The 17,443-nt window shown below is 50.3% G+C and carries 16 protein-coding genes and 1 pseudogene; 11 read left to right on the forward strand and 6 right to left on the reverse strand.

All coding sequences use genetic code 11. From position 1 onward, the window contains the following. The 5 genes and pseudogenes from Q0620_RS03760 to Q0620_RS03780 all read right to left on the reverse strand — a co-directional run. Nucleotides 1-379, reverse strand: a pseudogene (locus tag Q0620_RS03760) (hypothetical protein); the annotation flags it as partial. Between the two features lie 33 nt (nucleotides 380-412). Continuing rightward, complete coding sequence (locus tag Q0620_RS03765) at nucleotides 413-841, reverse strand: hypothetical protein (protein WP_298783274.1); 429 nt, start codon at nucleotides 839-841, stop codon at nucleotides 413-415. Nucleotides 842-1,153: 312 nt separating this feature from the next. Then, a complete protein-coding gene (locus Q0620_RS03770) occupies nucleotides 1,154-2,389 on the reverse strand; it encodes a hypothetical protein (RefSeq protein ID WP_298783275.1) in 1,236 nt (411 codons plus the stop codon). Between the two features lie 413 nt (nucleotides 2,390-2,802). Further along, the gene (locus Q0620_RS03775) at nucleotides 2,803-3,504 is read right to left on the reverse strand and encodes a cytochrome-c oxidase (RefSeq protein WP_298783276.1); all 702 of its coding nucleotides are present in this window, start codon (nucleotides 3,502-3,504) and stop codon (nucleotides 2,803-2,805) included. A 470-nt stretch (nucleotides 3,505-3,974) separates the two neighbouring features. Then, the gene (locus Q0620_RS03780; RefSeq protein WP_298783277.1) at nucleotides 3,975-5,030 is read right to left on the reverse strand and encodes a transglutaminase-like domain-containing protein; all 1,056 of its coding nucleotides are present in this window, start codon (nucleotides 5,028-5,030) and stop codon (nucleotides 3,975-3,977) included. Between the two features lie 107 nt (nucleotides 5,031-5,137). Between Q0620_RS03780 and cmoB the strand changes: the two genes are divergently transcribed. Beyond that, nucleotides 5,138-6,031 (forward strand): tRNA 5-methoxyuridine(34)/uridine 5-oxyacetic acid(34) synthase CmoB, encoded by an 894-nt coding sequence (gene cmoB, locus Q0620_RS03785; RefSeq protein WP_298783278.1) that lies wholly within the window; start codon nucleotides 5,138-5,140, stop codon nucleotides 6,029-6,031. 507 nt (nucleotides 6,032-6,538) lie between these two features. Here the strand turns inward: cmoB and Q0620_RS03790 are convergent. Next, nucleotides 6,539-7,138 carry an MBL fold metallo-hydrolase gene (locus Q0620_RS03790; RefSeq protein ID WP_298783279.1) on the reverse strand — a complete coding sequence of 200 codons (600 nt, stop codon included), beginning with the start codon at nucleotides 7,136-7,138 and terminating at the stop codon, nucleotides 6,539-6,541. A gap of 95 nt (nucleotides 7,139-7,233) precedes the next feature. Here Q0620_RS03790 and nadE point away from each other — a divergent pair, with 95 nt between their 5' ends. The 10 genes from nadE to Q0620_RS10835 all read left to right on the forward strand — a co-directional run. Beyond that, on the forward strand, nucleotides 7,234-8,037 hold the full coding sequence (gene nadE / locus Q0620_RS03795; RefSeq protein WP_298783280.1) for an NAD(+) synthase: 804 nt from the start codon (nucleotides 7,234-7,236) through the stop codon (nucleotides 8,035-8,037). 10 nt (nucleotides 8,038-8,047) lie between these two features. After that, entirely contained in the window at nucleotides 8,048-9,184 is a 1,137-nt protein-coding gene (locus Q0620_RS03800; protein WP_298783281.1) for a DegT/DnrJ/EryC1/StrS aminotransferase family protein, read from the forward strand. Beyond that, complete coding sequence (locus Q0620_RS03805; RefSeq protein WP_298783282.1) at nucleotides 9,177-10,277, forward strand: tetraacyldisaccharide 4'-kinase; 1,101 nt, start codon at nucleotides 9,177-9,179, stop codon at nucleotides 10,275-10,277. Before Q0620_RS03800 ends, Q0620_RS03805 begins: the two co-directional genes overlap by 8 nt. A gap of 18 nt (nucleotides 10,278-10,295) precedes the next feature. Further along, nucleotides 10,296-11,153: an acetylglutamate kinase gene (gene argB, locus Q0620_RS03810; RefSeq protein WP_298783284.1), complete on the forward strand. Its 858-nt coding sequence runs from the start codon at nucleotides 10,296-10,298 to the stop codon at nucleotides 11,151-11,153. 121 nt (nucleotides 11,154-11,274) lie between these two features. Beyond that, the gene (gene thrC, locus Q0620_RS03815) at nucleotides 11,275-12,852 is read left to right on the forward strand and encodes a threonine synthase (protein WP_298783285.1); all 1,578 of its coding nucleotides are present in this window, start codon (nucleotides 11,275-11,277) and stop codon (nucleotides 12,850-12,852) included. Next, a complete protein-coding gene (kdsB, locus tag Q0620_RS03820; RefSeq protein WP_298783286.1) occupies nucleotides 12,849-13,571 on the forward strand; it encodes a 3-deoxy-manno-octulosonate cytidylyltransferase in 723 nt (240 codons plus the stop codon). Before thrC ends, kdsB begins: the two co-directional genes overlap by 4 nt. Next, the gene (locus Q0620_RS03825) at nucleotides 13,561-13,749 is read left to right on the forward strand and encodes a hypothetical protein (RefSeq protein WP_298783287.1); all 189 of its coding nucleotides are present in this window, start codon (nucleotides 13,561-13,563) and stop codon (nucleotides 13,747-13,749) included. The genes kdsB and Q0620_RS03825 overlap by 11 nt, the downstream gene beginning before the upstream one ends. Then, complete coding sequence (gene ligA / locus Q0620_RS03830) at nucleotides 13,746-15,752, forward strand: NAD-dependent DNA ligase LigA (RefSeq protein WP_298783288.1); 2,007 nt, start codon at nucleotides 13,746-13,748, stop codon at nucleotides 15,750-15,752. Before Q0620_RS03825 ends, ligA begins: the two co-directional genes overlap by 4 nt. Further along, nucleotides 15,749-16,318: a hypothetical protein gene (locus Q0620_RS03835; protein ID WP_298783289.1), complete on the forward strand. Its 570-nt coding sequence runs from the start codon at nucleotides 15,749-15,751 to the stop codon at nucleotides 16,316-16,318. The genes ligA and Q0620_RS03835 overlap by 4 nt, the downstream gene beginning before the upstream one ends. Next, nucleotides 16,315-17,443 (forward strand): SAM-dependent methyltransferase (locus tag Q0620_RS10835; RefSeq protein ID WP_366125021.1); only part of this gene is annotated, 1,129 nt, incomplete at its 3' end. The genes Q0620_RS03835 and Q0620_RS10835, both read left to right, overlap by 4 nt.

The raw sequence follows: 17,443 nt of genomic DNA on the forward strand, positions 1-17,443 counted from the left end.
CGCTGCTCTTTTTGTAGATTTTTTCTAGGCGGCGGGCTTTGGCGTCGTAGTTTTGGCTCACTTCATATTCGTAGCGCGGCGCGGCGCCGCCCTCTGTTTTATAACTCGTCTTTTGCAGACAAATTTTATCCGTTCGCGCTTTGAAATTTGATGTCGTTTCGTGCGTCTCGCCCGTCTCGGTTGCGCCCGCAGGCATCGCAAGCGCTAACGTCGCCGCTAAAATAGAGCCTGCCAAAACTGCCGCTCGCACTCGAAGCTTGTCTGCCGAAACCGCCGCCTGCGCCCCAAAAGCGCCCGCCGAAATAATCGCTCGCGCTTTTAAATTTGCCGCCGCAAAATCTGCCGCACCCTCGGGTGAAATTTTAAAAACACCTCTCATGACCGCTCCTTTTATCTGAATTTTAAATCGCGTCTACCGCTTTATATCCTCGCTCGAAAAAGCTCTCTCGCCTTCGTAAATTTTCTCATAGCGACTTAGCTTGCCCTCTTTGAAATAGCCGATGAAATAGGCCGCCGATTTTTCGGCCTGCTCTTGCGAAATTTCATCGTAGAGGCGGGCGGGCCCCTTTGATTTTTGTTTATGCAGGCACGAACAGCTGCGAAAATAGCGCCTTTTGGTTTTAAAATTTTGCGCCTCGTCGGCCTGCTCGTCTGCGCGCTTTGCTGCGTTTATTTCGCTACTCTGATTGTCTGCGGGCGTCCGATCATCTCTCCCGCCGCCCTGCATTGTTTGTTTTTGTCCGCTTGCTGCGCCGTGATCTTGCGCCTCTACGGCGCCGAAACAGATACTCGCCGAGATTAAAGCCGAAATAGCCACTCTTGTCGCTTTGATTAAAACCATTTTTCAACCTTTTCTTTTGCCGCCGCTACGTGCGGAGCTGCCGCCGCGTAGGATTTAAATTTTAAAATTTACACGTCGCACGAAACATCCGCGCCGTTAAATTTAACTGTAAAGCTCGTGTGACGCCGTGCTAGCTAAATTTAATCGCGGCACTCGCACGAATATTGCTCGTCCGCTAAATTTAACCGCAAAGCTCGCGCAGCGCCGCGTCCGCATAAATACCTCCGCGTCTGCTAAATTTAACCGCGACGTTCGCGCAAGGCCGCGCAGGTAAAATTTAGCCGCGAAATTTTACCGACGCATCTTCAAACGCTACTTTATCTTTTTATATTTCCACGTCTGCTCCGTTATGAGCTCGAGTTTGCCGTCTTTAAGCTTAAATTCCTTAAAGCTCGTTATCGCGTAGGCGCTAGGCATCTCAAACATCATCAGCGCGGCTCCGTATCCCACGCTATCTGATGGGATTTGGGTATCGTAAGTGGCCTCCGAGCGCCCGGTTTGCACCCATTTGCCGCTCGCGTCAAGCTTGTAGATATCCATCGCGGTATTGCTGCCGCGCTCGTCGTAGCTATAGGCGTATTTGCCGCTACTAGAATTTGATTCAAAGCTTTGCACGAGCGGGCGCTCGCCCGATTTGTCGTAAATTTCGCCGTTTGAGTAGCTTTTGACCCAATCTTTAAGTTGTTCGTCCCACAGATACGAGGTCATATTAAGATCTGCGCCCTTCTTGATAGCGGTCTGTTTGCTCATATTATCCCACGCGCCCTTCTCGTCGTTCCAGATGAAGCTCGTAACGACCTCCTCGCCCTTTGCGGCATCCAGCTCGTGCTTGCTCATCGTCGCGTTTTGCCACGCGCCGTTTTGGAAAGTACTGCGGATCTGCTCGTAGCTGCCGTTTCGATCGCCGTTAAGCATCTCTCGCTCGCTGTTTTGCCATGCGCCGTTTGCAAACTCATAGGTTACGTATCCGCTCATCTCTCCTGAGCCGTCGTAAAAAATTTCTGTCTTATCTTTGGGCTGCCAGCTCTTGCCGTCCCATTTGAAGCTTATCGTAAGCTCCTCCTTATCCCACGCGTTTTTTACGGATCTATTCATGCTCTCTTTTTGCCATTTACCCTTTACAAACTTATATCGCACATCCTGCGTCGCGTTACCGTCATAGCTGGAGACGGTTTTGCTCGCATTGCGCGTGCCGTCATCCGCTATCGAATTCGTTTCGCGCGTCGTGACGTTACCCTTCACGCTTTCCGTATAGTCCTCTATTTTTTTCCACTTGCCGCTTTTAAGATCGAGGCTAAATACTTCAAATTTAACCATTCCCCCCTTTTCGTCAAAGTAGCTGATCTCTTTGTAGCTAGAGCCTAGGCCGTCCGAGGAGTTCGTATCTCTTACCTGCTCTAGCTTGCGCGCCGCAGCGTCGTAGCTTAGATGCGTGCTCTCCTTGCGCTCTCCGAGTGAGCTGTAGCTCATACTTTGCACCATATACTCATACTCCTTGGCAAACGCCGCCGCACAGAGCAGCGCAAGTATCGTAGCGAGCTTTTTCATCCTCTCTCCTTGGAAAAATTTTTGATAATTATATAATATTCGTATATAAAAACGGATAAAATTTCGGCGCGCGGCTAAATTTAAAAAACTCTGGCTTTGAGGCGGCGTCAGCGGAATTTTACGTCGCCAAACGGCTGGAATTTTAGCAATATTTAGATCTGATTTTGTGTTAGTTGTCGATAGAATTTATGCGAAATAGAATTGCGTGCGAGCTTCTGCTAAATTTTAAACAGATCTAGAGCTGATTTATATCAAAGCTTCACTGCGTGCCGTTAGCGATAAAATTCTACGTCATAAAATTTTAAATTCACGCGCAGATCCGTTTGAGGAGATAAAAATGCAACACTAAATTTTTGGTAGCTAAAAATTTCAAATAATGCCGATTTTTCAAAAGTGCCGCTGGTTAAGCGACACTAATCGCAGAAGCGCTTATCCGCGTTATTTGCTTTGCGCTTGGCTAGGAAGTCCGCCTTTTTAGCGGGGTCTGCGAAAAACTCGTCCTGCCTAAGTAGCGCGGCGTCCATTTTGTCCTCGGCTGCCTTGAGCGCGGCGGCGCGATCTGCGAAGTGAGATGGAAATTTCTCATCAAATATCGCTTTATACGGGTGTGCCTTGACCCAGTCTCTTGCGCGTGCCGCCGCATCGCGCTGTTTAGCGAGATCGCAGAATGCGTATGGATTTACCACGTTGCCGACGAGCTGTAAAAACGCCGCGTTCGCGGACTCGGTCTGGCGAAACATCTCGTCCTTGATGTCAATGACGCGAGCGAAGGTTAGGAATCGATTTTTGCCTGCGTAGAACCAAAACACCGCGTCGTCCTTAAGCCCCAGATCATAAGCGCGCGCCGCGACCGTCATCAGCGTGGTCGGAGCGACCATATCCGGGGCATCTTCGATGATTTTGATCGCCTTTTTTAGGCTCGCCACGTTGTTTTTCATCAGCAGATCGTCGATCAGCTCGTAAACATGCACGTATTCGGGCTTACCATCCTTGGCCGAATAAAACGGCGAAATATAGATGTCGATCGAAGTGATTTTTTCTACCTTATCCTCACCCTGGGCGCTCAAAGTCGCAGCCGCCGCCGCACAGAGCAGTAGTGAACGAAATTTTTTCATGGTCTCTCCTTCGGTTAAATTTTATAAATTTGCTTCGTAATTATACCTTGAAATTTAAGAACGCGAGCTTGATTTTTAACGAATATATTTTTGCGGAATTTTAATTTTTGCGGCGGCTCTATTTTCTTTTGATTCGGCTTCAGCGCGACGCTTTACGCGGCTAAATTTAAGCGCCGCTAGTCGTAAAATTTAGCTCATAATTTAGATCGCTTAGAGCGCACAAAATCGCTCGAAGCGCTATCAAAATTTTAGAATCTTGCGCATCAAAATTTTAAGATTCCGTTCATCTTGAAATTTTAAAATTCCACGCCAAATAAAGCGCGGAATTTTTTTCCAATGCAGACGCGGCGACACGCAGATTAGGCGCGCTTTTACACATCCGCCCAAAGTCGTCTAGCGGGAAGCCTCTCTTGTATACCTACTCAAAAAGCTCAAGTAGTTCGACGTGCCGCATAGCAAGACGCGAACCGCTACAACTCTTTCGATCTGTAATCGTAGCTGAAATCTTTCGGCGAGTAATAATTAAGCGTGTTGCCGTCCACTTCGCCGTAAGGATAGCCGAAATTATTGATCGGAAACTGCGCTGGGCGTGGGCTGAGCGTGAAGTCTCTGCCGTAGTTAAAGCCGATCCAGCACATCTCCCAGTTGCCGAATAAATACTCGCGAATTTTAGCGAGCTTGCTGTCGTCATTGCTTAGCTTCTCGCCCAATCGCACCTTTGTAACGTCCGCGGGATCGACCGGGATCCAGCCATAGCCTTTTAGATAAAATTCCGCTCTGCAGTGCTGCGCGCCCGAAATTTCAAGCGCACCGCCACTTAGGGCGCCCATGACGCCCATTTCAGGAGAAAATTTCTGCGCTGCGCCCGTGCGGATGCCGTAAATAGCACGCGCAGGAATGCCAGCTGCCCTGCAGAGCGTGACGAACACGCTATTAATATCGGCGCATTTGCCGCTTAGCTTGCCGCTGCTTAAAATCGTCGCTGCGTCGCCGCTGCCGCATGCGATCACGCTATTATCGCGGCTCATATTTTTTGCGACCCACTCGTAGATCGCGCGCGCCTTTTCCAGATCGCCTTTAAGCGAGCCGGTGATCTCGTCTGATTTTTGTTTCGCAGCGCCTTCTACCGGAATTAGCTTTGAAGGCTTTAAAAACTCCTCGATCTCGGGGCTCAAGCGCTTATTTTCATTAAAGCTTACCTTGCTAAAATCGGTATTTCGCTCCGAAATTTCAATATCGAAGCTAAGCTCAAAATAATCATCCTCTTCGCCTACGACACCTTGCTCGCCGTATTTGCCAAAGCCCGCTCTTGCCTCTTTATCGGGTGCGAAGCGCGCGTAGTACGTGCTTATATGATCTCCGCAGATAGCCGACTCTTGCGCATTTGAGCGGGCATGATATTCGCCCAGCAACCTTTGATACGGCTCTTGCAGCACTAACGGCAGCCAAAGCCGCACCTCTGCGCCACCACTTGAAATTTCGTGATTAAACCTGAGGCTAAATTTTCTCGTTTTTGCTTCTTGCATTTTTTGCTCCTTTGCTTGAATTGCAAGTCGATTTTATCTCTTTGCGCCTTAAAATGGATAAAATTTTATGTTAAAATGGCGCTAAATTTGAAATTTTAGGATTAAAAATGGATCTGCAAAAAATCAGAGACGAGAACTTTAAAAAGCTGCAAAGCGGGCAAAACCGCGAAATTTTAAGCGCGATCGAGGCGCTACAAATAGACGAGTGCGGCTGCGAGTGCGGCGACGTCGTGCGCGCAAGCTTTAGCGCTAGCGCGGAGCAGAGAGATGAAATTTTGCGTATCGCGCGAGCGCTAAAGCCGTGGCGCAAGGGGCCTTTTGCGCTGAATGATCTTTTTATCGACGCCGAGTGGCGAAGCTTCGTGAAATTTAACCTGCTGCGGCCGTTTTTAGATCTGAGCGGCAAAACCGTCGCCGACGTGGGCTGCAACAACGGCTACTATATGTTTCGCGCAAGCGCTCTAAAGCCTGCGCGGCTAGTGGGGTTTGACCCGAGCGCGCTATTTTATCTGCAGTTTCGCTTCATCGAGAAATTCCTCCGCAGCGGCGCGAAATTCGAGTTTTTGGGCGTGGAGCATCTGCCCTTTTACGAGCATAAATTCGACACGATCTTCTGCCTCGGCGTCATCTACCATCGCAGCGATCCCGTAAAGATGCTAAAAGATCTGCGAGCCTCGCTAAATGCGGGCGGCGAGGTGTTTTTAGACACGATGTATATCGAAGGAGCTGGTGATTTCGCGCTGTGCCCGAAAAACAGCTACTCGAAAATTTCAAATATCTACTTCGTCCCGACCGTCGGCGCGCTGCAGAATTGGTGCGAGCGAACGAAATTTAGAGATTTTGAAATTTTGGCTCAAAAGCCCACGGATCCGAACGAACAGCGCAAAACGGAGTGGATCGACGGGCAGAGCCTGGAGAATTTCCTAGACCCTCTCGACGACTCGCGCACGATCGAGGGCTATCCCGCTCCTAGGCGTATCTACGTGCGGCTTAGGGCGTGATCTGCGCCTTTAAAAACGCGTAAAATTTTACCGAATTTATTCAGATCGCAGGGAAAATTTTGTATTCGATGAAATGCGAAATTTAGCTAAATTTAGCGGGCTTGAGCCAGATTAGATCGCACTATAGCGGCTTGGATAAGGCACGGCGGCGCAAATTTTAATTTCGACTCGTGGATCACGTTTCGCGTCTTGCACGCACGGCGCGGAATTTTGCTAAATTTAATCAAGCGGCGGTAAATTTTAAAATTTTATCTGCGCAGCGCACGCTAGTGCAGTCATAGTGCGAACGCAGCGCAGAATTTAACGCCCGCAACCGTAAATTAAGCGGCAAATTTCGGCGCCTGCGATGCGAGTAAAGTGGTATCAATTCCGGTGCCCACGAGCAAAGCGGTATAAAATTTAGCGCCGAGCAGCTTCACACCGCTTCACACCGCTTCACACCGCTTCACACCGCTTCACACCGCTTCACTGCTTCTTGCGAGACGAAACGCAGTTAAATTTGAACGATCAGCACTCAAAAAGTTGCAAAAAATATTTTAAATTTTGCCTCTCGGCCGCTAGGCTCGTGTTTGGACCGTGCCCCGGATAGAGCGTAAAATCGCCCTTTATCTGCAAAATTTTATGCAGAGATTCTTTCATCTGCGCGCCGCTTGAAAAGGGAAAATCCCACCTGCCGATAGAGCCTTTGAATATGACGTCGCCGCTAAAGATCACGCCGTCCACTTCGATCATACAGCTGCCCGGCGTGTGTCCTGCAAAGAGGCTAAATTTAACGTTAAAGCCCGCTATTTCAAGGCTTTGCTCCTGCCCTTTTATGAGCACGTCCGCTTCTATGGATTCTGGCATCGTCTCAAAAGGATCCGCCCGTAGCATAAAGGCGTCATCCTCGTGGATATAAATTTTAGCGCCCGCCCTTTGCAGCTTGGCGTCGTCGTAAACGTGATCGTAATGCCCGTGCGTATTAAAAACCGCCGCGATCTTTCCCGTATTTTGTATCACCCAATCAAAACTGCCCTCACCCGGATCGATCACTAGATCGCCCTGCTCGCCCTTTACGATGTAGCAGTTTGTCGCGTATTCACCGAAAGCTTTTTTTAAAATTTGCATTTAAATCCTCCTTTTAAGCTTAAATTAAAGCCGTAATTTAGCCAAAAATAGTTAAAATTCGCACAATTTAACGTAAAATTTTAAGGCTAAATATTATGTTTTTGGACGATTTGCTGCCGCAACTGACCGATTTTTTATCGGAGAGACTCGATGAAACGGGCGCGGACGCCTTTGTAGTGGGTATCAGCGGTGGGCTTGACAGCGCCGTGGTTTCTGCGCTTTGCGCTCTTACAGAGATCCCTACTTACGGGCTTATCCTACCTAGTGCGGGTTCAAATTTAGAAAATATGGCAGACGGCATCTTTCACTGCGAATCCTTTAATATCCCCTATGAAATCCAAGAGATCGCGCCATTTGTAGAAAATTTTACCGCTTTAAATCCCGGCGCAAGCGCTCTTCGCATCGGAAATTTCGCCGCGCGCGTAAGAATGAGCTTACTTTATGATTACAGCGCGGCTAAACGCGGCGTAGTCGTAGGCACGAGCAATCTTAGCGAGAGGATGCTAGGCTACGGCACGATCTACGGCGATCTAGCCTGCGCGTTTAATCCGATCGGAGAAATTTTAAAAACCGATCTGTTTAAATTTGCAAAAATTTTATGCATAGACGATGCGATCATCAAAAAAGCCCCAAGCGCCGATCTATGGGAAAACCAAAGCGACGAACGTGAGCTTGGATACAGCTACGAGATCTTAGATAGTGTGCTAAGAGATATTTTTTCGCACGAAGCGCTGCGGACGAAATTTCGCTCAGGCGAACGAATAAACGCAAACGATCTAAAATATCTGCAAAACTCGCGCCACAATCAAGAGCTGGTAAAATTTATCGTCCGTAGAATTCTTAAAAATAATTTTAAGCTTCGCGCGCCCGCAGTCGCTCGCATAGAGCCCGCACACTAAGGAGAGATTTATGAAAGAGATACCGTTTTATAAGGCTCAAATCGATAAAAAAGAGGAAGATTTAATCAAAAGCGCCCTCTACAACAGCGATATAAGATATAGCGAAATTTTTGAAGAGGATATTTGTAAATATTTCGGCGTAAAGCACGCCGTATCTACCACGAGCGGCACGACGGCGCTGCATCTGGCGCTTTGTGCGATGGATATTAAGCGCGGAGATAAAATTTTATGCTCCGTAAATTCCTTCCCCAACGTCGCCGAAGTGATCCGCCACTTCGACGCAGAGCCCGTTTTCGTAGATATCGATCCGATAAGCTTTAACATTACGAGCGAAAGCCTTGCTCGCACGATAGATCAGAACCGCCACAAGAAGCTAAAATGCGCTTTCATCTCGCACATCGCGGGGCTTGCTGCGGATATAGACGCCATCAGCGAGGTCGCCAAAAGCGAAAATATCATCCTTATAGACGATGCGTGCCGAGCTATGGGCGCTACCTATAAGGGCGCAAAAATCGGAGCACTTAAAAGCTCGCTCATATCGTGCTTTCAGATCAATCCTCAAGCGCAAGACGCGATCTCTACGGCGGGTTTTTTCGTCACGAACGACGATGAGATCGCAAGCGCCGCGCAAATTTTAAGAAATGGCGGCATCGTAGGGGACGCCTTTTACAAAGACGGCAATATGTCCTTTACCTACGACGTCGATCGCATCGGTCAAAAATACGATCTTAACGCTATAAATTCCGCCTACGCAATCGCCCAGTTTGAGAAAACCGACGCTTTTATAAAGCGACGCAAGCAGATCGCCACAGCGTATCGCGAGCAGCTCGCAAACTGCCCTCACGTGACGCTTCCAAGCGACAGCGAGGAGCATATCTATACTCAATTCATCGTAAAGATCGACAAAAACCGCGACGATTTCGCCAAGGCGCTGATCTCGCGCGGAGTGAGCGTTTCGCTGCACTATGTGCCGGTGCACCTGCTAAGCTACTACAAAAGCAAATATAATTACAAGGTCAATGATTTCCCGAATGCGCTTAAAAACTATCAGCAAATTTTATCCCTGCCGATCTATACGGCGCTTAGCGACGACGATGTGAGCTACATCTGCGAGCAGATCAAAGAGATAGCGCAAAATCGTGTTTAAACTCCTAATCGAGCGAAACCTATACGACCCGAGCCCCGCATGGCTTGCGCTCGGAGTAATTTTAGCGCCTTTATCGCTGCTTTATACGCTTATCGTCTGCCTAAAAAGGCTCTTTGCTAAGCCGCAAAAATTTAAAATTCCAATAATCAGCGTCGGAAATTTAACTCTCGGCGGAAGCGGCAAAACCCCGCTAGTGCGGGCGCTTTTTAAAGAATTTAACGGGGGGTTCAAAACCTGCATCATCCTTCGCGGATACGGACGCAAAAGCAGAGGCTTGCTTGAAGTGGCGCTCGACGGGCGGATACTTTGCGACGTGGAGCAAAGCGGAGATGAGGCGATGGAATACGCGCTGTTTCTGCGCGGCGCAAACGTGATCGTCAGCAAAGATCGCGCCGCAGGGATTTTGCGCGCGCAAACTCTCGGCTTTGAGCTGGTGATCTTAGACGACGGGTTTTCTAAATTTGATATCTCTAAATTTGATATCTTGCTGCGCCCGCAAAGCGCGCCGAAGCTGCCCTTTTGCTTGCCCTTCGCCGCGTATCGCTACCCGCCGTTTTTTTATAAATTTGCGGATTTCATACCCGCACCCAGCGATATTTCGCAGGAGCTTAAAATCATTTCGGCGGCGGATCTGCAAGGCGCGCTAAACGGCACGGATGAAATTTCAAATCTTGCGGATGGAAATTCAAATTCCACCGCAAATAAAATTTCGGATTTAAATTTAAATCGCGCGGCAGATGAAATTTCAAATTTAAACCCCGCCGCGGATAAAATTTTAAATTCTAAAGAGGCTGGTTTTGAAAAATCCCGCACGATCTTAATCAGCGCTATCGCCAAACCTTGGCGCTTGCAAGAGTTTTTGCCGCTCGCAAAAGCCCACGCATTTTTCCCCGATCATTATGATTTCAAAAAAGAGCAGATTTTAGAGCTGCTAAGGCGCGAGGATGCGGAGCATATCCTTTGCACGGCGAAAGATTACGTGAAATTAAGGGATTTGGGCGCGGAAATTTCGGTGATTTTGCTAAATTTAAAGCTAAGCGAAAACTTTATCCGCGAAATTCAAAACTACATAAACCAAGCTATGATAAAATAAGGTTTTTAAAGGAATTTTATGATAAAAAAGAGCAAAACCGCTGAAGTCATCATCTCCGCGCTGCCCTATATCCGTAAATTTAGAGATAAAATTTTCGTCGTCAAATACGGCGGCGCGGCGCAAACTGACGATGCGCTCAAGCTTGATTTTGCCCGCGATATCGTGCTTTTGCATATGGTCGGCATCAAGATCATCGTCGTGCACGGCGGCGGCAAAAAGATCAATCAGACCCTGGACAAGATCGGCGTGCAGAGCGAGTTCAGGGACGGTCTTCGCGTAACGAATAAAGACGCGATCGAAATTACCGAGATGGTGCTAAGCGGCGCGGTAAATAAAGAGATCACGGCACTTTTGAACCAAAACGGCGCGCCCGCGATCGGCATCAGCGGCAAGGACGGCGGGCTTTTGAAGGCAAAATTTCTCGATGAGAAAAAATACGGCTTCGTAGGCGAGATCACCGAGGTAAACACCAAGCTGATAAATGACCTACTGCAAAAGGACTATCTGCCCGTGATCGCCCCGCTTGCGGGCGGCGAGACGGACGAAAACGTGAGCTTTAATATCAATGCCGATCTCTGCGCCAGCAGGATCGCAGCCGCGCTAAAAGCGAGCAAGGCGATATTTTTAAGCGACATTGACGGCGTGCTTGATAAAGATGGAAATTTAATCAGCAAGCTTGATGCCGCGCTCATTTCGAAGCTTAAAAATGACGGCACGATCGCAGGCGGCATGATCCCAAAGGTCGATGCGTGCCTGCAATGCGTGCGAAACGGCGCAAGTGCCGCGCATATCATCAACGGCAAAATTCCGCACTCGATCCTGCTTGAGCTTTTCACGGACGGCGGCATAGGAAGTTTGATAAAGGAAGAAATTTAGGCGCGAGCGCGGAGGCGGCAGGCTTAAAGCGGCAATGTCGCAAGTCCGTGCAAAAAGTCTAAACGATCAAATTTAAAGCGCCTAGGCGGGCGTAAATTTTAAAATTTTAAAAAGGAAAAAGATGAAACTGGTTTCAACGAGAGATTTTTCGCAAAAAGCGGATCTTAGCTACGCGCTGCTAAATCCGAGCGCGAGCGGCGGCGGGCTTTTCAGCCCCGAGAGGCTGCCGCTTTTGAGCGAGGATTTTTTTAAACAGTGCGAGGATCTGAGCTACAAACAGATCGCGCTTAAAATCATCGAGAGTTTCGATTTTGACGTAAGCAGCGAGGTCTTTGAGAGTGCGCTAAAGCGCTACGATAAATTTGAAAACCCCGCTTGCCCCGTCCAGATCAAAAAACTAAGCGAAAACGCCTATATTTTGGAGCTTTACCACGGCCCGACGCTTGCGTTTAAGGATATGGCGCTGCAGCCCTTCGGCGCGCTTTTAAAGAGCATCGCAAAATCCAGGAATGAAAAATTTTTAATAATGTGCGCCACGAGCGGCGACACGGGGCCTGCGACGCTGGAGGCATTTGCGGACGACGAAAACATCAAAGCGGTCTGCCTCTACCCACAGGGCGGCACGAGCGAGATACAGCGCCAGCAGATGGTAAAACAAAGCGCGGCAAATCTTAAAATTTTAGGCGTGCGCGGCAACTTCGACGATACGCAACGCGCGCTAAAATCGCTGCTAGCTGATGATGATTTCAAAAACGAACTCGCGCGGGCGAATTTAAATTTAAGCGCCGCAAACTCGGTAAATTTCGGCAGGATTTTATTTCAAATCATCTACTACCTCTACGCTAGTATCTATTTCTCAAAGCACGGCGTATTGAGCCCCGAGCAAAATTTAAAGCAAAGCGATCAGTGCCAGGCGTGCGGCAAAAATTTAAACGCTTCGGGCAGTAAAAATTTTGGCGCCGCAGCGGATGCAAACAGCGCGCAGAGCGTAAAACAGAGCGCTAAATTTAACACCTTCGACGTCATAGTGCCTAGCGGGAATTTCGGCAACGCGCTGGGAGCGTATTTCGCCAAAAAAATGGGCGCAAAGATCGGCAAAATCAAGATCGCTTCAAACGCGAACAATATCCTGACCGAGCTTTTTACGCGCGGCATCTACGATCTGCGCGGGCGCGAGCTCATCCGCACGATCAGCCCTGCGATGGATATTTTGATTAGCTCCAACGTTGAGCGACTGCTTAGCGATATGTTTGGCGATGCGCGCACGAGCGAGCTGATGCAAAGCCTGGTACGAGATAAATTTTATAAGCTTAGCGCGAGCGAGCTTGCGAAGCTGCGTGAGGTCTTCGAGGCGGATTTTTGCGACGATACGCAGTGTGCTAAATTTATCAAGCAAGAAAGCAGCCGCGGCGTGCTGATCGATCCGCACACGGCGACCTGCTTTAAGCTGCTTGACGAAAGCCGCCTAAATCTCGTCATCTCGACCGCAAAGTGGATCAAATTTACGCCGTCGATGATCAGCGCGATCAAAGGCAGGGCTTGCGAGGACGAGCGAGCCGATATGATCGCGCTTTCGAAAGAATTTCGCAGCGACATTCCGCCACAGATCTCGCGCCTTTTTAGCGCGCCACAGGTACACTCAAGCGTCGTGGAACAAAGCGAGATCAAAAATGCCATAATGGAGTGGATCAAAAAATGATAGTAATCCCCGCGCGCCTTGCTTCAACGCGCTTTAAAAATAAAATTTTATGTGAGTTTGGCGGCGTGCCGATGTTTATCAAAACGGCTCAAAATGCCGCCAAAGCAGACCGCGTGCTAATCGCCGTGGATGAGCCGCAAATTTTAAAGATCGCGCAAGATTACGGCTTTGACGCCGTTCTCACCGCGCGCGAGCATCAAAGCGGCACCGACCGCATCGCTGAAGCGGTCGCGAACGCAGCGCTTGCGGAGGACGAGATCATCATCAATATCCAAGCCGACGAGCCCTTTTTTGAGAGCGAAAATTTGATTAAATTTAAAGATTTCGCCAACGCCATGATCACGCAAAAGGGCGCATTTATGGCGAGCTGCTACAAATACATAAGCCAGCAGGCGGCAGAAGATCCAAATTTAGTCAAGCTAGTGCTCGATAACGCGGGCTTTGCGATCTATTTTTCGCGCTCGCTCATCCCCTATCCGCGCGCGGCATGCGAATGCTACCTCGGACACATCGGCATCTACGCATACAGCGTGCGAAATTTAAAGCGCTTTTGCGCCCTGCCCGCCTCGGTGCTGGAAGATACCGAGAAGCTCGAGCAGCTTCGCGCCATAAGCGCCGGCGAGAAGATCGCGATGCTTGAAATAAAAACCGCGAGCATCGGCATCGACACGCCGGCTGATTACGAGCGCGCGCTAAAGGAGTTCGGCAATGGAATTTGATCGCGCCTTTTTAAGCACGAAATTTAAAGCGAGCGGACCCACAAAATTTAACGATAACGAGCTACGCGGCACGGAATTTGGGATGCAGGGGTCTGCCGCGGAGCGTAAAATTCTAACGGCGCATGAAATTCTAATGGCACACGGAATTTTAAAATTTAAAGATACGAGCGCAAGATGACCTACGATGAATACAGATCCGCCGTAGATACGCTAAATGCGTGGGCGCGGGCATATTACACCGACGATAAGCCAATCGCGAGCGACGAGGAGTACGACGAACTTTATTCGCAAGCGGAGAAATTCGAGCAGCAAAACCCCGAGCTCGCGCTGCCCTACTCGCCTACGCGGCGCATCGGAGGCGCGATCAGCGAGGGCTTTTCCAAACTCGCTCACGGCGCGCAGATGTGGTCGATGGAGGATATTTTCGACGACGCGGACCTTTTGGCGTGGCTAGCTCGCGGCGAGAAGAGCGGCGCGCAGTTTTACGTCGAGCCGAAATTTGACGGCGCGAGCTTAAATTTAACCTACGAAGGCGGCGTGCTGATAAGCGCGGCGACGCGCGGCGACGGGCTTATAGGCGAGGACGTGACGCAAAACGCAAGAGCGATCAAATCGGTGCCGCTTCAGATCCCCTACGCGCAAAGGATCGAGATCCGCGGCGAGACGCTGATCGCAAAGAGCGATTTTGACGCGCTAAACGACGAGCGCGCCGCAAACGGCGAGAGCTTATTTTCAAACCCGCGCAACGCCGCCGCGGGGAGCCTGCGCCAGCTGGATAGCGCGATCGTAGCGAAGCGGAAGCTAAAATTTATCCCATGGGGAGTGGGCGAGCATTCGTTAGACTTTGCGCTGCACTCGCAGATAATGGAGTTCGTGCGTAGCCTAGGTTTTTTGCGCGACGAGTTTTGCCGCATCTGCAAGAGCGCAAGCGAGATCAGGAGCGCGTACGAGGCGCTGCATAGCATGCGCGCGAGCAAAGACCTGATGCTAGACGGCATGGTAATCCGCGTAAACGAGCTTTCAAAGTGCGCCCAGATGGGCTATACGGTGAAATTTCCGCGCTTTATGGTCGCGTACAAATTTCCCGCGGTCGAAAAGGTAACGCGGCTGTGCGAGATCAATCTGCAGGTCGGCCGCACCGGCGCGGTCACCCCCGTAGCCGTCGTGGATAGCGTAAATATCGATGGTGCGAACGTTTCAAACGCGACGCTTCATAATTTCGACGAGATCGCGAGACTTGGGCTGATGAAAAACGATTTCGTAGGCATCATCCGTAGCGGCGACGTGATTCCTAAGATCACGAGCGTTTATAAACAGCGCAGAGACGGCACGCAGAGCGAAATTTTGCGCCCGGATCGCTGCCCGGTTTGCGGCGAGAAATTACTTGACGAAGGCGCGCTCATAAAGTGTCAAAACCTCGATTGCAAGGCGCGCGTGATAGGCTCGCTGATCTATTTCTGCTCCAAAAAATGCATGAATATCGAAGGGCTAAGCGACGCGACGATTACGCAGCTTTTTGAAAGCGGCAAAATTTCAAAAATTGGCGATATTTACGCCCTCAGCGCGCAGGATTTGGCGGATCTTGAGGGCTTTGCGGATAAAAAAATTTCAAATCTTTTGGGCGCGATAAATGCGAGCAAAAACGCGCCGCTTGAGCGCTTCATCGCTTCTTTGGGGATCGAGCACATCGGCGAGGTGGCTGCGCGCAAGATCGCCGCGGCATTCGGGCAGGATTGGCTGGATGCGAGCGAGGATGAAATTCTGCGACTGGAAGGCTTTGGAGAAGCGATGGCGAGGAGCCTAGCGGAGTTTTGTAAGATAAATCGCGAAAAAATTCTAAATCTAAGCGAAATCATCACGCCGCGTGCACCCCAGACGCAGACCGCCAAAAGCGCCTTCACCGACCGCAGCGTCGTTATCACCGGCACGCTCAGCCGTCCGCGCGACGAGTTTAAGGCCAGACTTTTGGCGATGGGCGCGAAGGTGCAGGGCTCGGTATCTGCCAAGACCGACTTCGTGCTTGCAGGCGCAGAAGCGGGCTCCAAGCTGCAAAAAGCTCGCTCGCTTGGCGTGCGGGTGATCGACGAGAGCGAGTTTGAAGCGATTGCGAGCCTGGCGACGCCCGGTGCAAATTCACCCGGCAGGAGCGAGCCCCAAACGCTTGCGGGGAGCGGCGAGTGAAGGTTTTTTGCTCGGCGCCAAACCCGCACGCAAACGGCGCGGGATTAAATTTTAAAAGCAATCTCCGCCCTGCGGCGCTTGCGTGTTTTATGAAGCGCGAGAATTTTAAAAATTTTGTAGTGCACGAGCAAGCGGCAAAAGCGACAAATCGAGCGGTCGGCGCTAGATCACAGGTCTTCGAGGCGCGTGCAAAAGCGGCAGACCGAGAGGCGATTTCTGCTAGGCGGGCGGGCTCCGCTTGCCGCGGCGCCAAGACGGCGAGCGCAATGTCGATAGATGCGACTGCAAGCAAGAATATTTCAAATTTTGCGCCACTCAAACACTGCGCCGATAGGAAAAATTTTAAAATTTTCGCTAGCGGCAAGATAAAATTTACAACGCACGGCGAGCCGAAACCTGCAACGCACAGTATGGTTAAATTTACGGCGCGGCGCAGGCTAAAGTTTGAGCCTTGCGGCACTGCTACGCGCGACTTTGCTTTGTGCGATAGAATTTTAAACCCAAAGCCGCGCAAAAGCCGCGCAAGCTTTAAAATTTCATCGCGGCGCGGAGAAAAGACAAAATGAGATTTGATCTGCTCGTCGCAAACACGCTTAAAATCAGCAGAAATCAGGCCGCCGCGCTGATAAAACAGGATAAAATTTTGCTGCGTGGCTCCGTGCAAAACAGACCCTCCGCGCAGATCGCGCCCGAGCAGAGCGGCGAAATCAGCGCGATTGATCAAATTTACGTAAGCAGGGGCGCGCTCAAGCTTGCAGGCTTTTTGGACGAGCTTGCCGAAAACGGGCTTTTGGCAAGCTGCAGCGTAAATTTGCCTAACTCGGCAGCAGAAATTTCAAAGCCATGCAGCGGCGCAAAGAGCGCAGATAATAAATCGACAGCGACGCAAAGAGCGGGTGAGGTAGCGACGCAAATTTCAAATGTAGATTTTGCGGCTACGGATAAAATTTTAGGCGCGAACGAGGCTGATAAAATTCCAAGCGCGGCCGTCACGACGACAAGGAGCGCGAAAGCGACTACCGAGGCGATCCGCAGCGTAAAAACTAATGCCGATACGGCAGGACTTTTGCAAACGGACGCAGACGCTGAAACGGCAGAGATTTTAAATGCGGCGAAAGCCTCCAAATCGGGCGGCAATGCGGGCGCGTGCCGCAACGAAGGCGGCGCGGAGCCGGTACAAATAAAGCCCTTGCAAAAAGATATTTTAAATTTAGCGGGAGCCGATGTTTTGGACGTGGGCAGCAGCACGGGCGGGTTCGTGCAAATTTTACTTCAGCGTGGCGCAAAGAGCGTGACCGCGCTTGACGTCGGTAGCTCGCAGCTAAGCGAAATTTTGCGACGCGATCCCCGCGTGATCGTACGCGAAAACACCGACATTAGGGAGTTTGCGAGCGAGAAAAAATTCGATCTCATCACCTGCGACGTGAGCTTCATCTCGCTAAATTTGATCTTAAAAAGCCTCACTAGCCTCGCAAAAAGCGCTCTCATCGTGCTATTTAAGCCGCAATTTGAAGTCGGCGCGGAGGCGAAGCGAAATAAAAAAGGGGTGCTCAAAGACGAAAAAGCGGCGCGCGGCGCGCGGATGAAATTTGAGCGGCTATGCGCCGAGCTGGGGCTTGCCGCCAGGGCGGCGGAGGTGCGCGCCTCGGCGGCCGCCTGGGTCGGCTCGCTGGGGCAGGGCGCCTCGGTGC

The sequence above is a fragment of the uncultured Campylobacter sp. genome (assembly GCF_938017615.1).
Classification (GTDB): Bacteria; Campylobacterota; Campylobacteria; order Campylobacterales; family Campylobacteraceae; genus Campylobacter_B.